Raw genomic sequence first — 18484 nt, 5'->3', positions numbered from 1 at the left:
ACGGAACATGACCTTTTCCATCGTTGGGCGCTGTGCCGAAACCGGCCAGCTGGGCATCGCCATCAGTTCCTCGAGCATTGCCGTCGGCGCCCGTTGCCCGTGGTTGCGGGCGGGCGTCGGTGCGGTGTCGAGCCAGAACATCACCCTGCCGGCCCTGGGACCGCAGATTCTCGATGAACTGGCCGGCGGCCTGGTGGCGCAGGCGGCGCTGGAGCGGACCCTGGCACGCAATGGCTACAGCCAATACCGGCAGGTGGCGGTGATCGATGCCGAGGGGCGCACGGCGATGTTCAGCGGCGAACACACCCTGGGCACCCACAACGCAGTGGCCGGAGAGCAATGCGTGGCGGCCGGCAATCTGTTGGCCAATGGTGGGGTGATCGAGGCCATGGTCGGGGCCTTCGAGCGCAGCGGTGGTTGTCTTGCCGCACGCTTGATGAATGCGTTGCAGGCCGGGCAGGCGGCGGGCGGTGAAGCCGGGCCGGTGCATTCGGCGGCGCTGTCGGTGGTTGACGACCTGACCTGGCCCATCGTCGATCTGCGGGTGGATTGGGCCGAGGAAAATCCCATCGACGAACTGGAAAGACTCTGGCTCGCCTATCAGCCGCAACTGCAGGATTACCTGATCCGCGCACTCGATCCGACCCAGGCGCCAAGTTATGGAGTGCCGGGCGATGAGTGAGCTGCGCAGCCGCGTGTTGCTCGAACGGTTGGTGGGTTTTGCCACGGTCAGCCGCGAGTCGAACCTGGCCTTGATCGAGTTCGTGCGCGACTACTTGCAAGGGCTGGGTGTGGACAGCGAGCTGATCTATAACGCCGAGCGCACCAAGGCCAGCCTGCTGGCGAGCATCGGCCCCGCGGCGCCCGGTGGCGTGGTGTTGTCCGGACACACCGATGTAGTGCCGGTGGACGGACAAGCCTGGACGGTCGAGCCGTTCTGCCTGAGCGAGATGGACGGCAAATGGTTCGGGCGGGGTACGGCGGACATGAAGGGGTATCTGGCTTCGGTTCTGGCAGCGGTGCCAATGTTTCTCGCCAGCGCGCTTCGGCGACCGGTGCATCTGGCGTTCTCCTATGACGAAGAGGTGGGTTGCCTGGGCGTTCACAGCCTGTTGGACGTGTTGGTTCGGCGAGTTCCCCCACCAGCCTTGTGCCTGATTGGCGAACCCACCCAACTTCAACCGGTACTGGGGCATAAAGGCAAGTTGGCGATGCGTTGCCACATCAAGGGGGCGGCCTGTCATTCGGCCTACGCACCTTACGGCGTAAATGCCATCGAGCAGGCAGCGCGCCTGATCGGCCGGTTGGGGGAGATCGGCGCAGCGCTGGCCGATCCCTCGTTGCATGACGCGCGCTTCGATCCGGCTTATTCGACGGTGCAGGTCGGCGTGATCCAGGGCGGTACGGCGTTGAACATCGTCCCGGCCGATTGCCGTTTCGATTTCGAAGTGCGCGCCTTGCCGGGTTTCGATCCGCAGGTGGTGGCCGAGCAATTGCAGGGGTATGCCGAACAAACCCTGCTGCCGGCGATGCAGGCGGTAGCGAGCGACACGGCGATCCGTTTTGAAGCGCTGTCCGCCTACCCGGGCCTGGCGACCGAGCCTGACAGCGCCGCCGCCCAACTGGTCGCGCGACTATGCGGCAGCGAGGCTTTCGGCACCGTCGCTTTCGGCACCGAAGGCGGCCTGTTTCACCAGGCCGGCGTGCCAACGGTGGTCTGTGGCCCCGGCAGCATGGACCAGGGGCACAAGCCCGACGAATACGTGAGCATTGAGCAAATGGCCGCCTGCGATCGCTTGATGGATCGGCTGGCGAGCTATCTCTGTGAACCCATTGATTGCTGACCGCCAGGGTGCCTGAGGAGAACGATTTCAATGGACGGAGATTCCTGGTGGTCAGCCAGGCGACAACGAACAGGCCGACAAGAGCCTTTGCTGTAGACCATACCGCCCGTGTTTACGGTCACCTTTGAGTCCCGTCACCGGCTCGTGCGGGCGAGCCGGCATTTCGAGGAACCGCTTCATGTCCAGATCCTTGCGTTGCAATATTGCGTGTGCACTGGCGTTGTTGAGTACCAGCGTCATGGCCGCGCCCCAGAGCTTGACCGTGATTTCCTTTGGCGGCGCCACCAAGCAGGCCCAGGACAAGGCCTACTTCCAACCCTTCAACGCCAGCGGTGCGGGAAGCATCGTGGCCGGCGAATACAACGGCGAACTGTCGAAGATCAAGGCCATGGTCGCGGCCGGCCACACCAGTTGGGATGTGGTCGAAGTGGAAAGCCCCGAGTTGCTGCGTGGTTGTGAGGAGGGCTTGTTTGAAAAGCTCGACCAGACGGCCCTGGGCGACCCGGCGAATTTTGTCCCGGGGGCACTCACCGAATGTGGCGTGGCCACCTATGTCTGGTCGATGGTCCTGGCTTATGACCAGAGCAAGCTCGCCAAGGCGCCGAAATCCTGGGCGGACTTCTGGAATGTGGCCGATTACCCGGGCAAACGCGGTTTGCGCAAAGGGGCCAAGTACACCCTGGAAATCGCCTTGCTGGCCGATGGGGTCAAGTCCCAGGACTTGTACAAGGTGTTGAACACACCGGAAGGCGTGTCCCGGGCCTTCGCCAAGCTGGACCAGATCAAGCCGAACATCCAATGGTGGGAAGCCGGCGCCCAACCGGCGCAATGGCTGGTGGCGGGGGATGTGGCGATGAGTGCGGCCTATAACGGGCGCATCGCGTCGGCACAAAAGGAAGGCATGAAGCTGAGTATTGTCTGGCCGCAGAGCCTGTACGACCCGGAGTACTGGGCCGTGGTCAAGGGCACGCCGAACAAGGCCTTGGCCGAGCAGTTCATTGCCTTTGCCAGCCAGCCGCAGACCCAGAAGGTGTTCTCGGAAAACATCCCTTATGGTCCGGTGCATCGCAAGACACTCGCGTTGTTGCCGGCGGCGGTACAGGAACAGTTGCCCACCGCCGAGGCCAACCTGGCTGAAGCTCGGGCCGTGGATGCCGAGTTCTGGGTCGACCATGGCGAGGAACTGGAACAACGCTTCAACGCCTGGGCGGCTCGCTAGACACCGAACGTCCCATCAATTGTAAATACGGACCTGTGGCGAGGGGATTTATCCCCGCTGGGGCGCGAAGCGGCCCCAAAATACCGACAAACTTAGCGTGTCAGGCAGATAGAGCTGACTGGTTTGGGGGCTGCTGCGCAGCCCAGCGGGGATAAATCCCCTCGCCACAAGAGTGAGTGTTTAGCAGGGCGATGGTGTGGGCTGGTTGGCTCAGGCCAACCATTGCCTGAACTGTTCCTTGCAGTAGTCGACGAACAACTGGGCCGGCTTGGTGAGGTGAGTGCGTTTGAGCCAGCCTGCCACCAACGCTGAACCGGTCACGTCCTCGGCGATGTCGACGCACACCAGGTGTTGCCCATCGTAGGTGCAGGTGGAGTGCGGACGGGTCACCAGCACGGCAAAACCGAAGGACTGGCCGACCATGCCACGCACCATCTCGATGGACGGCGAGCTGAAGACGATGTTGGGCGTCAGGCCCAGCTCCTCGAAGATACTCACGAAATAGGTGCGACTGGGTTGTACGTCCAGCAGGATCATCGGTTCGAGGGCCAGGTCGCGCAGCGACACCTGGGCCTGATCGGCGAAGCGATGGCCCGCCGGCAAAAGCGCATAGGGGCGTTGCGGTGCCGTGAGTGCTTCGGTCTCGATGGTACTGTCGAGGTCGTGTTCATAGAAAATCGCCAAATCGAAACGACCACCGGTGAGACCTTGTACCAACTCCTGTTGCTCGCCATCCTGCACGCGGATTTCCACCCCGGGAAAGCGCTGGCGAAAGCCGGCGATCAGTCGTGGCAGGTAGAGCGGGGCGACGGTTTCGAAGCAGCCGATGTCGATCTGCCCGCTGACCACATCATTGTCGGCCAGCGCGTTCTGCTCGAACTCCCGGGCCATGCGCAACAGCTCCTGGGCCTTGCGATAGAAGCGCGCGCCACCGGGCGTCAACGATACCCCCTGGGCGTGATGACGAATGAGCAATTGCACACCGAAACTGTCTTCCAATCCCTTGATGGCGGTGGCGATCGACGGTTGGGCGATGTACAGCTTGCGGGACGCTTCAGCGACGCTGCCACATTCGACGGTGGTGACGAAGTACTTCAGCTGACGCAAGGAATAGGACGCCACGGGCACACCTCGATACGGATGATTACTGCCTACCTTACCTTGTGCACAAGGAGTAAGGGGCGGGCATTGATACGGATTTTTCTGGGCAGTGACGATATTCAGGCTGGCTTGGGGATGAGCGCCTGAAAAAAACGCCTGCCCACGTATCGTTGGCGGGCGTCTGGGAAAGACCCGCGCAGACAGGACGGACTGGCCGGATACGAGGCTCAGTCCACCGGAATCGGCGGGGAGGTCGCGCGATCAGCCACCAGGCGGATAGATACATATCGAGATGGTGTGGGAGCTCCAGGCGTTTGCGGTGCGGATGGGGTAGATGAGCCGTGGCGCTCCATTTTGCATTTTTTATCTCGGCGACTAGTCTCAGTTGGCGTGCTCTGGAGGGGCCTTGAAATTCTGGACGAGTTCAACAGCGGCCCGATGTCAACCCGATCAAGATAGGGATAATCTTATGCCGGTTGTTTTGCATCAGTTCACCGTGGCCGTCGGCGGCGTCATGAATCCAGGTTATCTCGAGGCGTTGGAACTGGCCCGACAGTGCGCGACCCATGCCCATACCCAGGCCCTACCGGGTGCTGGTATTGCCCACGGCTCTTGTTGGGCCGCATTGGCAACCGTGCCCAATCCGGGCGCAGGTTTTCCCTTGGGGAATGCCGTAGCGGGCGGGGCGGCCTTGCCGTATGGCGTGGTCTTTGGAAATTCACGCTTTTCAATCGTTGGCGCCTTGGCTGTAGTGCCCGGCGCGCCTGCGGTCGGGTTTTCCGGTCATGCGGAGCGTAACGCCTTGGTGGTGGCGGGCGGCAATGGCTTGGTGCCCTATGGCCTTGTCGCGCCGAATGCCGGTGATTGGGTGATGTATGTGCAATTGCATCCCTGCGTGTATTGCTTGCCATGGCTGCAAGGCGTCGGAGGTGGGGGGCTTCTTAATCCTTTTGCGGGGTTGATCGCCGGGGCCCAGAACCTTCATGTCTGGTATCGCTGGGCACATAATCCGGTCGGTTGTGCTGCCAAGGACACCTGGAACGGTTTGCCGTTGGCGACCAAGCTCGCACAGATCAATACCTGGTAAACAGACCCGGCGATCGAAGAAACACTTGTGGGGGAGAGCCTGCTCGCGATGACAGCGGACCAGCCACATCAATGTTGACTGACATACAGTTATCGCCAGTAGCGTTGCTCCCATCGGTTTTGTTCTGGTTTTCATAAAAGAACGCCTGCCCAAGCATCATTGGCAGGCGTCTGGGAAAGACCGGCGCAGAAAGGAGGGACTGGCCTGGACCGAGGCCCTGCGTAGCCACTGCACAAGGTCGACACAGTCGATCATCGCCTGTTGTATGTCCGGGGCGCCGGGAACGATCAGCGTGTCGATGAGCGTTCCGTCGAGCTCATGCAGGGCCCGGGTATCTACCACCAAACCTTCGGCAGTTCGCATCAACCCACCTTCCAGGCTCGCGGTGTGCATTGCATAGCCGGGCAGGCCACGTTTGGTCATGGCTTTGGTGGCGGCCCAGAAAACGGTCTGGGCACCGGCGAGGTCCAACAGGCCCATCTGCGGGTAAGCCAGGAACACCAGTGTGCGCGGCTGGGAAATGGACTCGGCGGCGATCCCCACATCCAGGGTCATCTCGTTCATGATTGCTTCGCGCTTGGTATTCGTCGGGGACGATTGGGGGAGCAGGCACCGCTACTGTATCGCTTTGATGCAGGTCTCCAAAGATTATCAAGCGATCGCGCCGGTGAGTGCGAGACTCATGGGCTCTGGTGCGAACATTTAGGTGCTATTGTTATGCTATCTAGGTATTTAAATTAATTTTCTTATAGCTTTAAAGTCGTGGCCTTCAGTCTTTTCAACTTACTGTGAGGTTCACCAGACCATGGCTTTCAAGCGTTCTGCGCTCACCTTGTTGGTTTCCCTGGCGGCCACTGCGCTGCTCAATCCCTTGGCCCACGCCGAAGGCAAGATCAGCATCGCCCAGCAATTCGGTATCGGCTACCTGATCCTCGATGTGGTGCGCGACCAGCAGCTCATCGAGAAGCATGGCAAGGCCCAGGGCCTGGATATCAAGGTGGATTGGAACAGCATTTCCGGTGCTACGGCGATGAACGAGGCCTTGCTGACCGGTGCCTTGGATGTGGTGTCGGCGGGAGTTCCGCCGATGCTGACAATCTGGGATCGGACTCGCGGCAAGCAGAATGTGAAGGCCATCGCCTCGCTGGGGTCGATGCCCAATTATCTGCTGACCAACAACCCGAACGTGAAGAGCCTCAAGGATTTCACCGACAAGGACCGGATCGCCGTTCCGGCGGCGGGTGTCGGCTTCCAGTCGCGCACGTTGCAGATCGAAACCGCCAAGGTGTTCGGGAACGACCACTTCAAGAAGTTCGACGACATCTCGGTCAGCCTCCCGCACCCGGATGCGACGGCGGCGCTGATTGCCGGCCAGTCGGAAATCAATTCGCACTTCTCCAGTCCACCGTTCCAGTATCAGGCACTGCAAAGCCCCAACGTACACAAGGTGCTCAGTTCCTATGATGTGCTGGGTGGGCCGGCGACGTTCAACGTGCTCTACACTACGGAAAAATTCCACGACGAAAATCCCAAGACCTACAAGGCGTTCTACGACGCCCTGGTGGAGGCACAAGGCATTATCCAGGCCGACAAGCCGGCGGCTGCCCAGACCTACATTCGTGTGGAACAGTCCAAGTTGCCGCTGTCGCTGGTGGAAAAAATCGTCACCGACCCTGAAATCGACTTCACCGTAGTTCCGCAACGTACCTACATTTATGCCGAGAAACTGCACGAACTGGGCGTGTTGAAAAACAAGGCCGACAGCTGGAAGGATTATTTCTTTGAAGAGGCCCATGCCGGCGCCGGCAGCTGAACCCTGGCCGGTTATCCGTTTTCGGCACAATTGAACGACCGGTCCACGGGGCGGAATGGAACTTGCCTGAGCTTTGACCCGTAAGCCCTGGAATCATCAAAGGTCGGGTCAATGAACAACTCCAACATGGCGCTGCCAGCGGTTTCGTCGGACCTGTTGCCGACGCTGCCGATCAATCGGTTCCGCACCACAGACATCGACGAGCACGCCCGGAACATGGGAGGCTGGCAGGTCTGCTATGACCAATTGACCCCCGGACGCTTCGACGGTGAGTTGATCGAGTTCCGCTCGGACTGGATGCAACTGGTGCGCGACCGCTCTAATCAAGCCCTGACCAAGCGGGGCATGGCCTGGGAAGGCGCCATCACTTTCAGCGTGCCGCTGAGTGCGGACGGGCCGCTCTTTTGCTCCGGGCACCCGATTATCGAGCCCAGCCTGTTGGTCGCTCGCGGCCATAACCTGCCCGAGCTGCGCACGCCCCAGCATCTGGATCTGCTCGGTGTCACCGTCGACGAGCAGGCGTTGGAGCATGTGCTGGCGTGTCAAGGCAGTCACTTTCGAATTACCGATCTTCCCAAGTGTTACCGTCTTGGCAACTCGACGCTGCCGGCCGAGCTCGCGGCGTTGTTCGATGAGCTTGAAGGGGGCGAGCAGGGGCGAGACTCATTGCTGGGGTACGAGTCGATTCGCCGTGGCCTGCGTGACACGGTGATGTTGCACATACTGGAACTGGTGGCACCGGACGAGGCACCGCCGCTCAACCCCACGGCGCGCAAGCGCATGGTCGACCGTGCCCGGGAGTACGCCTTGGCCCATGTCGATGAGCCACTGTCGATCCTCGACCTGTGCAATCACATCGGTGCCAGCCGGCGCAAATTGCAGTATTGCTTCCAGGAAACCCTGGGTATCAATCCGGTGGCCTATTTGCGGGCGTTGCGCCTCAATGCCGTGCGCCGTGAACTGCGCAGCGGCCGCCACGCCCAGGGTGTACAGGAGGTGGCGGCACGCTGGGGGTTCTGGCACTTGAGCCGGTTTTCCAGCGACTATCGGGTGCTGTTCGGCGAGACACCTTCCCAAACCCTGCGCCGCACGCATCTGTGCTGAAAACGGATAACGGCTGACCGGCCGCCTCCCTAGGATGACCCCGACACCACATGGTTGGAGGGGCATTCGATGTACCAAAATAAAAAAACAAACGTCTGGCACTGTACGTGGTTAACCCTGGGGCTGATCGGTGCATGCGGTGCTGCCCATGGCACCGAAAACGGCGCGCCGACCACGGCGGTCGGGGTCTACGATTTCGGCGCGGGCATGATGCCGCCGGCCACGCCCTTTGGCACCGTCGGCCTGCGCACCGCGTTCTATTCGGCCAACGTGCAGAAGGATCGCCACGGCAAGTCCGTGGACAACAATTTCTCCCTGGATGTCTTGTCCATCGGCGTCGCCTACATGCGCATGACCGATTACACCGTGCTGGGCGCCAAGTATGGCTTCGGCGCCGTCGTGCCGTTCTTCCAGATGGACGCTTCGCTACAGGTGCAGACGCCTGTCGGCCCAATGAACCTGGAGGCCGATCCGTTTCGCATGGCCGACATGCAGGTGCTGCCGGTGATCCTGCAGTGGACACTGTCGCCGAACCTGTTCGTCAACGCCCAGTTCCAGATCCAGGCTCCCACAGGCGACTACGACAAGAATCGCTTGATCTCGCCGGGTCTGAACCACTGGACCTTCTCGCCGATCCTCAACGCCACTTATATCTCCGACAGCGGCTTCGAAGTGTCCTCAAGCTTTGAGGCCGACATCAACACGCGCAACCACGCCACCGACTACAAGAACGGTGTCGAGTACCGCCACGAGTTCGCCGTGGGCCAGCACGTCGGCCCATGGACCGTGGGCATGGGTGGCTATTACTACCGGCAATTCACCGACGACGATGCCCCGGGCCTGGAAACAGGCAATCGCGCCCGAGTGCTGGCTGTCGGGCCGGCGGTGAGCTACTTCAAGCCAGGTATGCCCCCAGTGTGGCTGCATGTCTACAAGGAGCTCGACGCGCGAAACCGCGCTGAGGGCTACACCACGGCGCTGCGTATTTCTCACAGTTTCTAAAAGGGGCTCGCCATGAACCAATCAAGTTCCGTTTCAACGGCGACCATCCTGTCTCGCCAGGCCAGTTGGCGTGAAGGACTGGTGCTGATGCTAGGCAGCAGTCTGACAATCATGGGTTCGGTGATGGTCGCGCCCGTCTTGCCCAGGTTGGGCGCAGAATTCGGGCCCCTGGAGCCACGCGCCGATCTGTTGGTGCCGTTGGCGGTCACCGGGCCGGCCCTGGCGATTGCCCTGTGCGCGCCATTGGCCGGCTGGCTGGCCGACAGGGTCGGGCGCAAGGCCTTGCTGGTGCTTGCGACGATTCTCTACGCCTTGCTCGGCGCGTTGCCGGCCATGCTCGATAGCCTGCCCTCGATTGTCGGTGTGCGGCTGTTGTTCGGTTGTACGGAGGCGGCGGTGATGACCTGTTGCGCGACGCTGATAGCGGACTATTGGCACGGTGAGGAGCGACTGCGCTACGTCAACCGGCAAGTGGTGACCATCGGCCTGGTGGGAGCGCTGTTTTTCGTAGTGGGAGGTGCGCTTGGAGAAAACTCGTGGCGTGCGCCGTTCCTCCTGTACTTGCTGCCATTGTTGCTGGTGCCGGCAATGATGAAGGTGCTTTGGGAACCGCCGGTTTTGAAGCCGCAGGGGGGCGAGCCGCACGTCGAGGCGTCGGGGCCGGCCAAGGTCGCCTTGCCTCAACTGCTGGTCGGCTACCTGATGATCCTCGGTGGCATGGTCCTGACGTTCATCATGCCTATCCAGGCGCCGACGCTGTTGGTCAGCCTCGGCATCACCTCCAGCACGATGATCGGCCTGGCGGCGGGGCTGAGCCTGTTGGCGACCTTGGTCGGTTCGCTGACGTGGCCGTTGCTGCGCCGTCGCTTCGGCATCGCCGGTTGCAATGCGTTGTTGCTTGGCCTGATGGGCCTGGGGCTGTGGCTGTTGATGCGCGGGCAAAGCTATAACGAAGTGCTGGTGGCGGTGTTCATCCAAGGCCTGGGGGCCGGGCTGTTGGTGCCCAACGTGATGGCGCCGGTGATGAATGCGTTGACCGCCAGCACCCGCGGCCGGGGCCTGGGCGGGTTTACCTCGTGCCTGTATATCGGCCAGTTCGTCAGTCCGCTGGTGGTGGCCTTGGTGATTGTGTTCGCCGGTGACCTGCGTCACGCCATCCAGTGGCTGGCCCTGACCAGTTTTGCCTTGGCGCTGCTCTGGGTCGTTGCCGGCCTGCGCACACGCGGCCAAGGGCAAGCGAGCACCGTCGGATCACATCAATCGTCGTGACATAAGGAACCTGAAACATGGGTACGCAAGACATTCACCACTTGATGGACAGTGAAGATGCCACGGCGCTGGCCGAATGGGTCAGGCGTGGCGAGGTCCGGCCAGGCGAACTGCTGGAGACTGCCATCGAGCGTCTGGAGCGAGTCGAGCCGCAGCTCAATGCGGTGGCCGAGCGCTTGTACGATTCGGCCCGGCAGACGGCGCGCACGCCACAGGTCGGTCAAGGCCTGCTGGCCGGTGTGCCGACCTTGATCAAAGACCTGTTTTCACCAGTTCATGGTGCGGCGATGACCAACGGTTCTCGCGCACTGGGCGACTTTCGTGCGGATTTCGAATCGGAAATCGTGACGCGTTTGCGGCGTGCCGGATGTCAGGTGATGGGCACCAGTACTTCGCCTGAGTTTGGCACTTCATACTCCACCGAGTCTGCGCGTTTTGGTGCCACACGCAACCCTTGGAGCACCGACCACAGCGCCGGTGGTTCCAGCGGTGGCGCGGCGGCACTGGTGGCGGCCCGGGTGGTGCCGTTCGCCCACGGCAACGACGGTGGCGGTTCATTGCGCGTGCCGGCGTCCTGCTGCGGTGTGTTCGGGTTCAAGCCCAGCCGTGGCTTGCTGCCGTCAGGACCAATAGTGGGCGAGGGCTGGGCGGGGATGGGCACACCTCATGCCATCACCCTGTCGGTGCGCGACAGTGCGGCGTTGCTGGATGCCACTGCTGGGATGGACCTGGGCGCGCCTTACGCCGCGCCGATCCAGGCGTTGCCGTATGCGATGGCAGTGCAGGCCGATCCCAAGCCGCTACGCATAGCCCTGGTCGAGCAGCTCGGTCCTTGGCCTACGTCACCACAGAGCCTTCAGGCGGTGGGCGAGGCCGCGCGGTTGTGCGAGTCGTTGGGGCATCGCGTCGAATCGGTGAGCCTGCCGGTGGGGCTGCTGGAATTTCTCGATCACGTGTTCACCATCATCGGCGCCAGCTCTCGTCACTATGTCGACCTGCTGGGCCAGATGCGTGGGTTTGCCGTGCAAGCCGAAGAGCTGGAGGTACGCACGCGGATCATCTTGCGGGACAAGGGCAACGTCAGCGGCGCCCAGTATGCCGCGGCGGTGGAGTGGATTCATGCCCTCGGCCGGCAGTTGGCGGTGTTCATGCAGGATTACGACGTGATCCTGACCCCGGTCCTGACTCGTGAGCCGGTGCCAATTGGCGAGCTGGATCTGCAGGACGTGTGCATGAGCCTGGATCAACTGATCGAGCGCTACCACAGTTATTCGCCGTTCACCGCGCTGTTCAATGCCAGCGGCCAGCCGGCGATGTCCGTGCCGTTGTCCTGGAGCGCCAATGGCCTGCCGATGGGCGCGCATTTTGCCGGTCGTTTCGGCGAGGAACACACGCTGCTGGCGCTGGCCGCGCAACTGGAGCGCGCCCAACCATGGCGCGGCCGAATCCCAACGGTCAACGCCTGCCGGCGGTAAAAGTGTGGGAGCGAGCCTGCTCGCGATAGTGTTGTGTCAGTCGGCATTAACATTGACTGATGCTCCGCTATCGCGAGCAGGCTCGCTCCCACAGAGGGATTTGGGGTGGGTAGGGCCCTGGCGTGTGGCTCCAGGGCCCTTTGTTGTTCAGTAGCGGATCATCACCGATTTCAGTTCGGTGTAGTCGTCGATGAATGCGCTGCCGAATTCACGGCCTATCCCGGAAGACTTGTTGCCGCCAAAAGGCACGGCTGGGTCGAGCAGGGTGTGCATGTTCACCCACACCGTCCCGGCTTCGATGGCGGGGACCATGCGCAGGGCCTTGCCCAGGTCGTTGGTCCAGAGGCTGGCGCTCAGGCCGTAGGGCGTGTCGTTCATCAGCTCCAGCAACTCCTCCTCTGTGTCGTAAGGGAAGAACGTGGCGATCGGGCCGAAGGTTTCTTCGTGGAGCAGGCTGTCGTCGCGGCGATTGGCGAGGATGATGGTTGGCTCGACGTAGCAACCCGGCCCATCGATCAGCTTGCCGCCGTGGACGATGGTGTTGTTCTGCGCGCGGGCCTTGGCGAAGAATTCCTCGAGCTTGCGTTGGTGCTGACGGTTGGTCACCGGGCCGAATTCGGTGCGTTCGTCCAGGGGTGAGCCGATAGTGAGTTTGCCCAGGCGCTGGGCTAGTTTGTCCATGATCGACTCGATCTGCGAGCGATGGACAAAGAACCGTTCCGCCGCCGCGCAGATCTGTCCCGAATGCAGAAATCCCGCCTCGATGATGCCGTTGACCGCGACCTCGGGGTCGATATCAGGCAGGAACCCCGCTGCATTCTTCCCACCCAGTTCCAGGGTCGTACGGGTCAACCCGGCGCCCATGGCCGCCTGGCCCACCGTCAGGCCGGTGGGTATGGAGCCGGTGAATGAAACCTTGTTGGTGCGCGGATGCTCGATTAGCCCCTTGCCCACCTGGCCGCCGCCGGTCAGCACATTCAGGGCACCGGCCGGCAGGCCAGCCTCGATGGCCAGTTCCGCGATGCGCAGGATGGTCAGCGGGGTGAACTCGCTGGGCTTGATGATGACACTGCAACCGGTCACCAGGGCTGAAGCCAGTTTCCAGATGGCGATCATGGTGGAGAAATTCCACGGCACGATACCGACCACCACCCCGACTGGTTCGCGCAAGGTGAACGCGGTGTAGCGTTCGCCTGTGAAGGAGGGCAACGATGGGGTGATCGTCTCGCCGTTGATCTTGGTCGCCCAGCCAGCGTAATAGCGCAGGAAGTGGGCGGCCTGGTCGACTTCGAAGGCACGGGAGATGTGGATGATCTTCCCCGACTGGCAGGTTTCGATCTGCGCCAGCTCTTCGCGGTTGCGCTCCAACAGGTCCGCCAGCTTGAGCAGCACATGGCCGCGGACCGCCGGCGCGGTTTGAGACCACTGCTCGAAGCCGCGGCGGGACGATTGCACCGCCACATCGATATCGCTGGCAGTGGCGTCGCTGACCTGGGCGATGACCTGGCCGGTGGCAGGGTTGACGACGTTCAGTGTCTGGCTGCCCTGGCTTTCGACGTAGCCACCGTCGATGAACAGGGCGTGATGTCTATCGAGGAAGGCTTGAACCTGAGGCAGCAGGGCAATATCGCTCATGAGGGTTTCCTGATCGCGGACAAGGGAAAGCCCCGAGAGTAATACCGGCAGGGCTGTCCAGCTTGACTGTGCCTGCCGCGTCGTATGTCTGTGGCTGCCAGTCTGCGCGTTGGCAGCCAGGAGCAAGGCCCTGTGCAGGCAGGGACAAGCCAGCCTGGCCGGTTTGCGATCAGATCCAGGTTTCGACTTGATGGCATAGGGGCAGGCGATGTTTCTCCAGACCAACAAACAGAAACTGGCGTTGACCGTACAGGTGCAGCGCGTGCTGGCCGGCGAAATGGAAGGCACGCCGATGCTCGATGCATATCCGCAACTGCGGAACCTCCTTGAGCAGCACGCGCGGCAGATGGAGAACGTCGCTGCGCACCTGCGTCAGGCCGAAGCGCAGGTGGAGGCGCAAACCCTGCGATGGCAGCAAAGTGAGCACGAACTGCACTTAGTGCGCCAGCAGCTGGAGCAAGCCTGCGAGCGCGAGCAGGCGCTTGAAATTCGCTTGGACGAACTCGGCCAGCAGGTGCAGCGACAACGCCAGGACGCGCAGATCTGGGAGTTGCTGCAATCGACCCTGACTGAAGGCTGCTGGGATATCACGGTCGTCAACGGTGATCTCCAGCACCCGGCCAGTGGCATGCGTTTTTCCAGTCAGTTCCGTTCACTGCTGGGTTACGGGCCTGACGATTTGCACGACGGCTGGGATGCCCAGGTTGGCATCACCCACCCGGACGACCTGCCGAAGATCATGGCTGTCTTCGACCGGGAAATCCTCGGTCCCCAGGGCAGCGGAGAATACGTTTTCGAATACCGCATGCGCCACAAGAGCCGCGATTACATCTGGTGCCGTGAGCGGGGTCGGGCGGTACGCGACCCACACGGGCAACTGGTCCGGGTCATTGGTGCGGTACGTGATATCAGTGACGAGCGCTCGGCCCAGTCCACCCATCAGCGCATGCTCGAACAGAACCAGGTGACCTACGCCCAGATTGCCACGGTCGTGGGGGTAATCAAGGGCATCGCCGACCAGACCAATCTGCTCGCCTTGAATGCCGCGATTGAAGCCGCCAGGGCCGGTGAAGTCGGGCGCGGTTTTTCGGTGGTGGCCGATGAGGTGCGCAAGCTGGCGCAAAGTACCCGGCAGGCAACCCATCAGATCCAGACCATGTTGCATCAGCACAGACAGTAGACCGACCGGGAACTGCCGCTGGGGCAGTTCCCGACACGTTCAGAACGGAACCGCCACCACCAACTGGCTGTAGACGTTGGTGCCGTTGCCGCCTACCTGATTGCCACCGCTGCCCTCATCCTTTTCAGGCTTGTACAGGCCCAGCAGCGGCGTGACGATCAGGTGTTCATTCACCGCCCATTCCACGTACAGGTCCAGCTCCTGCGCGTCGAGGTTCAGCGCTTGGCGGGTGTGCAGGGTCTGGTAGTCGAAGAACAGCGCGCCAATGGTCACGGTTTCTGCTGGCTTGAGTTTGAGGCCGATGTGCTGGATGGCAGTGTTGCTGTTGAACGGGCCAGCATAGTTGCCCGCCACTTCACCCTGGAACCAGGTGCCATAGCCACGGTTCTGCCCGTTGAACATCGAGTCCCAGTCCTTGGAGTAGCGGCTGTAGCGATAAGTCAGGTCCGGCGTCCAGGGCAGGTCGGCGAAGGTGTAGCCGGCTTCGGCATACCAGGCTTTCTCCGGGCCCGCATCCTTGTCCTGCCAGGCGTACTCGAAGGAGAAGTGGGCATTTTCGATGCCGGCATTCCCGGCGCCGCGCAGGCTGTAGATGTCCATGCCTTCGCGCTGTTTCTGGAAGTCGCTGGCATAACGGTCATCGACATCGATGCCATGGATATAGGTCAGCCCCAGGGTGCCAGGCGCGGCGGTGTATTCCAGGGTGCTGGCGGTCATCTCGGTATTGGCCTGGGCAGGGTTGTCGGACTTGATCCACATCAGGCTGCCATGCACGCCGTCCTTGCCACCCAGGCGTACGACAGCGGTCTTGTCGAAGGCATGACGGGCTGCCAGGTAGTAGGCGCCGCCGCGGTTGAGCTCGCCATCGGCCACACCTTTGCCCAGGTTCAGGCCATCGTCGTTGATGATGAAACCGTCGCCCAGGGTGATCACTTGGCGACCGTAGGACAGGTCCATACCGTCCTTGCCCAATGCCGGGAACAGATCCCCCGAACGCCAGCCGGCAAAGGCTTCATCGAACTTGGTGGTGCGCTCGGAGCCGTCGCTCAGGCCGGCCGCATCGCCATCGCCCCAAGTGCCGGAGCTGACCAGATTGGCCGTGCCATAGACGCTACCCAGGTCGCCGAGTGTCTGGTCGATACTCAGGCCATACTTGATGAAGCCTTCGCGCCAGCTCGAACCGCCGGCGGTGCCGTCATAGTTCTTGCGGCTGTTGAACAGCCCGTAGACCGCCAGGAAGTTACCGGTGACGGTGGTGTCTTCGTCGGTGTAAAGCTCATAGGCCTGGGCCGATGAATCAGCGACCAGCAGGGCGATGCCCAGGCCGATGGCGTTGCGCAGCAAAGGCGGACGACGTGTGTGCTCCATGATGGATTCCCCAGTGTGATAGGACAGCAGAGAGGGCATTAAGGGGAGTGACACCTGGGGAAGTCTTTCACCTGCCTGCCAGGGAATTGACCCAGGCCGCCAGCGTGGCGGTGTTGGCAGGCAGCAACAAAACCGGCGGCAGACATGGGCAAGACGCCCAGGGCGGGGGGGCGCAGAGTAATGCTGCACGCAACGCCGTTTCGATCAGGGACCGGTTGGGGAAGGCATGATCGCCGGTTCCTGGACGGCTGTGGCATCCATACTAAAAATCCGCTTTCGAGGATCTTGCACCATGTCGATCAATGACAGGCTCTCCGAGCACTTGAACCGGGGTTCGGTGGGTTTTCCCACTGCGTTGGCCAGCACCATTGGCCTGATCATGGCGAGCCCCGTGATTCTCACCGCGACCATGGGCTTTGGCATCGGCGGCAGCGCCTTTGCCGTGGCGATGCTGATCGCCGTGATAATGATGCTGGCCCAGGCGACGACGTTTGCCGAGGCGGCGTCGATTCTGCCCACCACCGGCTCGGTCTATGACTACATCAACTGTGGCATGGGACGCTTCTTCGCGATTACCGGTACCTTGTCGGCCTATCTGATTGTCCATGTGTTCGCCGGCACCGCCGAGACCATCCTGGCCGGTGTCATGGCCCTGGTGAATTTCGAACACCTCAACACCCTGGCCGAATCGGCAGGCGGCTCCTGGTTGCTGGGCGTGGGGTTCGTGGTGGTCTTTGGCGTGCTCAATGCGTTTGGCGTCAGCGCCTTTGGCCGGGCCGAAATCATCCTGACGTTCGGCATGTGGACCACCCTGATGGTGTTCGGCGTGTTGGGCCTGATCGCCGCACCAGCGGTGGAGCTGGAGGGCTGGTTCGGTGCATCCGTGGTGGGCACCGATCTGGTCACGGTGTTGTCGTTGGTGGGCATGGCCATGTTCATGTTCGTCGGCTGTGAATTCGTCACGCCGCTGGCCCCGGACCTGCGTCACTCCGCCCGGACCATGCCCCGGGCCATGATGCTGGGCTTGTTCAGCGTCGCCACCTGCATGTTCATCTACGGTGCGGCGATGAAGCTCCAGGTGGAAAACGTGCTGCTCGATGCCACCAGCGGTGTGCATCTGCTGGACACCCCCATGGCGATTCCACGGTTCGCCGAACAGGTCATGGGCGATATCGGCCCGATGTGGCTGGGGATCGGCTTTCTGTTTGCCGGTGCGGCGACCATCAACACCCTGATGGCTGGCGTGCCGCGGATTCTCTATGGCATGGCGGTGGATGGCGCCTTGCCGAAGGTTTTCACGTATCTGCACCCGCGCTTCAAGACGCCGCTGCTGTGCATCCTGGTGGCGATGCTGATTCCCTGCCTGCATGCGTTGTGGCTGGGTGGCAATACCGACAACATCATGCACCTGGTGCTGGCTGCGGTGTGTGCCTGGAGCTTTGCCTACCTGCTGGTGACCGTGTCGGTGGTCAGCCTGCGCATTCGTCGCCCTGATCTGCCGAGGGCCTATCGCTCGCCGTGGTTCCCGTTGCCACAAATCGTGTCCAGTGTCGGCATTGTCCTGGGCATGTGGTTCATCACACCGCCTGGCATGAACCCGGCGGACATCTACATTCCATTCGCGGTGATGCTCGGCGGCACCGCAGCGTATGCCTTGTTCTGGACCCTGGTGGTGCAGAAGGTCAATCCATTCAAGCCAGCGTCGGTGGAAGACGTACTGGCCAAGGAGTTTTCCCATGAGCCAGGGCAACCTGCGGACGAGTTTATCGAGCCTGCTGCAAAAACTGTCTGAGTTGTTCAGCCCCCAGCGCCCCCCGGCCGGTTATCGGCCCGGGGTAACCCTGGAGCACCTGCGACGCAACATCGCACTGGCGCGATTCGAAGTCACCGGCCCGGCGATGGCGACGGCTGTCAGCGACGATGGCAACCTGCAACTGGAGGTTGTCGAACGCACCGAATCGCAGTTGCTGATGCACCTGGTGATGACCGAGTTCGTGCTGCGCGTGCCTGCTTCCCGAGAGGGCACGGCACGCCTGGAATTGCACCACGGCGGGGCTGTCCGGCGCAGTGGTATTCGTTGTCGGCAGCGGGACGGGCACAGTGACCTGGCGACCAGAGTGCAGACGGCTGTGGAGAAGGACCCTGTGCTGTATCAAGCCCTTATGCCGCTGGATTTCAAACGGCTGCGCATTGACCTGCAGGGACACCAGTGGTGCGTGCGCCTGGAACACATGGGCGGTAGCGAAGTGGTCAATCGCATGCCGGCCTTTCGTCGCTATATCCCGTTGAGCCGCGAGCAGCGCAGCGTCTTGCTGGCGACCTTGAGCGGCCTGCAACGAGTGCTGGCAACGCTCTGATTCGATTCTCTGCCCTGGCATCATTCCTGC

The 18484-nt window shown here is 61.9% G+C and carries 14 protein-coding genes and 3 pseudogenes; 13 read left to right on the top strand and 4 right to left on the bottom strand.

From position 1 onward, the window contains the following. The first annotated feature begins 7 nt into the window (after positions 1–7). The 3 genes from GN234_RS04715 to GN234_RS04705 all read left to right on the top strand — a co-directional run bounded on the left by GN234_RS04715 (position 8) and on the right by GN234_RS04705 (position 3063). On the top strand, positions 8–682 hold the full coding sequence (locus GN234_RS04715; protein WP_176687966.1) for a DUF1028 domain-containing protein: 675 nt from the start codon (positions 8–10) through the stop codon (positions 680–682). Continuing rightward, positions 675–1844: an acetylornithine deacetylase gene (argE, locus tag GN234_RS04710; protein ID WP_176687965.1), complete on the top strand. Its 1170-nt coding sequence runs from the start codon at positions 675–677 to the stop codon at positions 1842–1844. The genes GN234_RS04715 and argE overlap by 8 nt, the downstream gene beginning before the upstream one ends. A gap of 238 nt (positions 1845–2082) precedes the next feature. Beyond that, complete coding sequence (locus GN234_RS04705) at positions 2083–3063, top strand: ABC transporter substrate-binding protein (RefSeq protein ID WP_233459564.1); 981 nt, start codon at positions 2083–2085, stop codon at positions 3061–3063. 210 nt (positions 3064–3273) lie between these two features. On the opposite strand, the gene GN234_RS04700 is transcribed toward GN234_RS04705, so the two are convergent. Beyond that, a complete protein-coding gene (locus GN234_RS04700; protein ID WP_003201562.1) occupies positions 3274–4185 on the bottom strand; it encodes a LysR substrate-binding domain-containing protein in 912 nt (303 codons plus the stop codon). Between the two features lie 448 nt (positions 4186–4633). Here GN234_RS04700 and GN234_RS04695 point away from each other — a divergent pair, with 448 nt between their 5' ends. Further along, positions 4634–5251 carry a hypothetical protein gene (locus GN234_RS04695; protein ID WP_109756098.1) on the top strand — a complete coding sequence of 206 codons (618 nt, stop codon included), beginning with the start codon at positions 4634–4636 and terminating at the stop codon, positions 5249–5251. 201 nt (positions 5252–5452) lie between these two features. On the opposite strand, the pseudogene GN234_RS04690 reads toward GN234_RS04695, so the two are convergent. Further along, positions 5453–5806: pseudogene (locus tag GN234_RS04690) on the bottom strand (type 1 glutamine amidotransferase family protein); the annotation flags it as partial. Between the two features lie 250 nt (positions 5807–6056). Here GN234_RS04690 and GN234_RS04685 point away from each other — a divergent pair. The 5 genes from GN234_RS04685 (at position 6057) to GN234_RS04665 (ending at position 11914) form a co-directional block, all read left to right on the top strand. Next, positions 6057–7064, top strand: coding sequence for an ABC transporter substrate-binding protein (locus tag GN234_RS04685; protein ID WP_109756097.1), 1008 nt, complete (start codon positions 6057–6059; stop codon positions 7062–7064). 111 nt (positions 7065–7175) lie between these two features. Continuing rightward, positions 7176–8168: a helix-turn-helix domain-containing protein gene (locus tag GN234_RS04680; protein WP_109756096.1), complete on the top strand. Its 993-nt coding sequence runs from the start codon at positions 7176–7178 to the stop codon at positions 8166–8168. Positions 8169–8237: 69 nt separating this feature from the next. Continuing rightward, positions 8238–9170, top strand: a complete 933-nt coding sequence (locus GN234_RS04675) for a SphA family protein (RefSeq protein ID WP_176687963.1) — start codon at positions 8238–8240, stop codon at positions 9168–9170. Between the two features lie 12 nt (positions 9171–9182). Beyond that, a complete protein-coding gene (locus GN234_RS04670; RefSeq protein ID WP_176687962.1) occupies positions 9183–10439 on the top strand; it encodes an MFS transporter in 1257 nt (418 codons plus the stop codon). Positions 10440–10456: 17 nt separating this feature from the next. After that, positions 10457–11914 (top strand): amidase, encoded by a 1458-nt coding sequence (locus tag GN234_RS04665; protein WP_116832294.1) that lies wholly within the window; start codon positions 10457–10459, stop codon positions 11912–11914. 147 nt (positions 11915–12061) lie between these two features. On the opposite strand, the gene GN234_RS04660 is transcribed toward GN234_RS04665, so the two are convergent. Beyond that, on the bottom strand, positions 12062–13549 hold the full coding sequence (locus GN234_RS04660; protein WP_176687961.1) for an aldehyde dehydrogenase family protein: 1488 nt from the start codon (positions 13547–13549) through the stop codon (positions 12062–12064). A gap of 208 nt (positions 13550–13757) precedes the next feature. Here GN234_RS04660 and GN234_RS30175 point away from each other — a divergent pair. Then, positions 13758–14420: pseudogene (locus GN234_RS30175) on the top strand (PAS domain-containing protein); the annotation flags it as partial. 105 nt (positions 14421–14525) lie between these two features. Beyond that, a pseudogene (locus GN234_RS30290) lies at positions 14526–14726 on the top strand (methyl-accepting chemotaxis protein); the annotation flags it as partial. Between the two features lie 42 nt (positions 14727–14768). Here the strand turns inward: GN234_RS30290 and GN234_RS04650 are convergent. After that, positions 14769–16097: an alginate export family protein gene (locus GN234_RS04650; protein ID WP_109756219.1), complete on the bottom strand. Its 1329-nt coding sequence runs from the start codon at positions 16095–16097 to the stop codon at positions 14769–14771. 292 nt (positions 16098–16389) lie between these two features. Between GN234_RS04650 and GN234_RS04645 the strand changes: the two genes are divergently transcribed. Both GN234_RS04645 and GN234_RS04640 read left to right on the top strand, forming a co-directional pair. Next, entirely contained in the window at positions 16390–17889 is a 1500-nt protein-coding gene (locus GN234_RS04645) for an APC family permease (RefSeq protein WP_176687960.1), read from the top strand. Beyond that, complete coding sequence (locus GN234_RS04640) at positions 17834–18454, top strand: DUF3156 family protein (protein ID WP_162893824.1); 621 nt, start codon at positions 17834–17836, stop codon at positions 18452–18454. The genes GN234_RS04645 and GN234_RS04640 overlap by 56 nt, the downstream gene beginning before the upstream one ends. Positions 18455–18484 lie beyond the last annotated feature (30 nt).

The sequence above is a fragment of the Pseudomonas bijieensis genome, from assembly GCF_013347965.1.
Classification (GTDB): domain Bacteria; phylum Pseudomonadota; class Gammaproteobacteria; order Pseudomonadales; family Pseudomonadaceae; genus Aquipseudomonas; species Aquipseudomonas bijieensis.
Note: the sequence above shows the minus strand (reverse complement) of the source record. Positions and strands in the feature narration are given on the sequence as shown.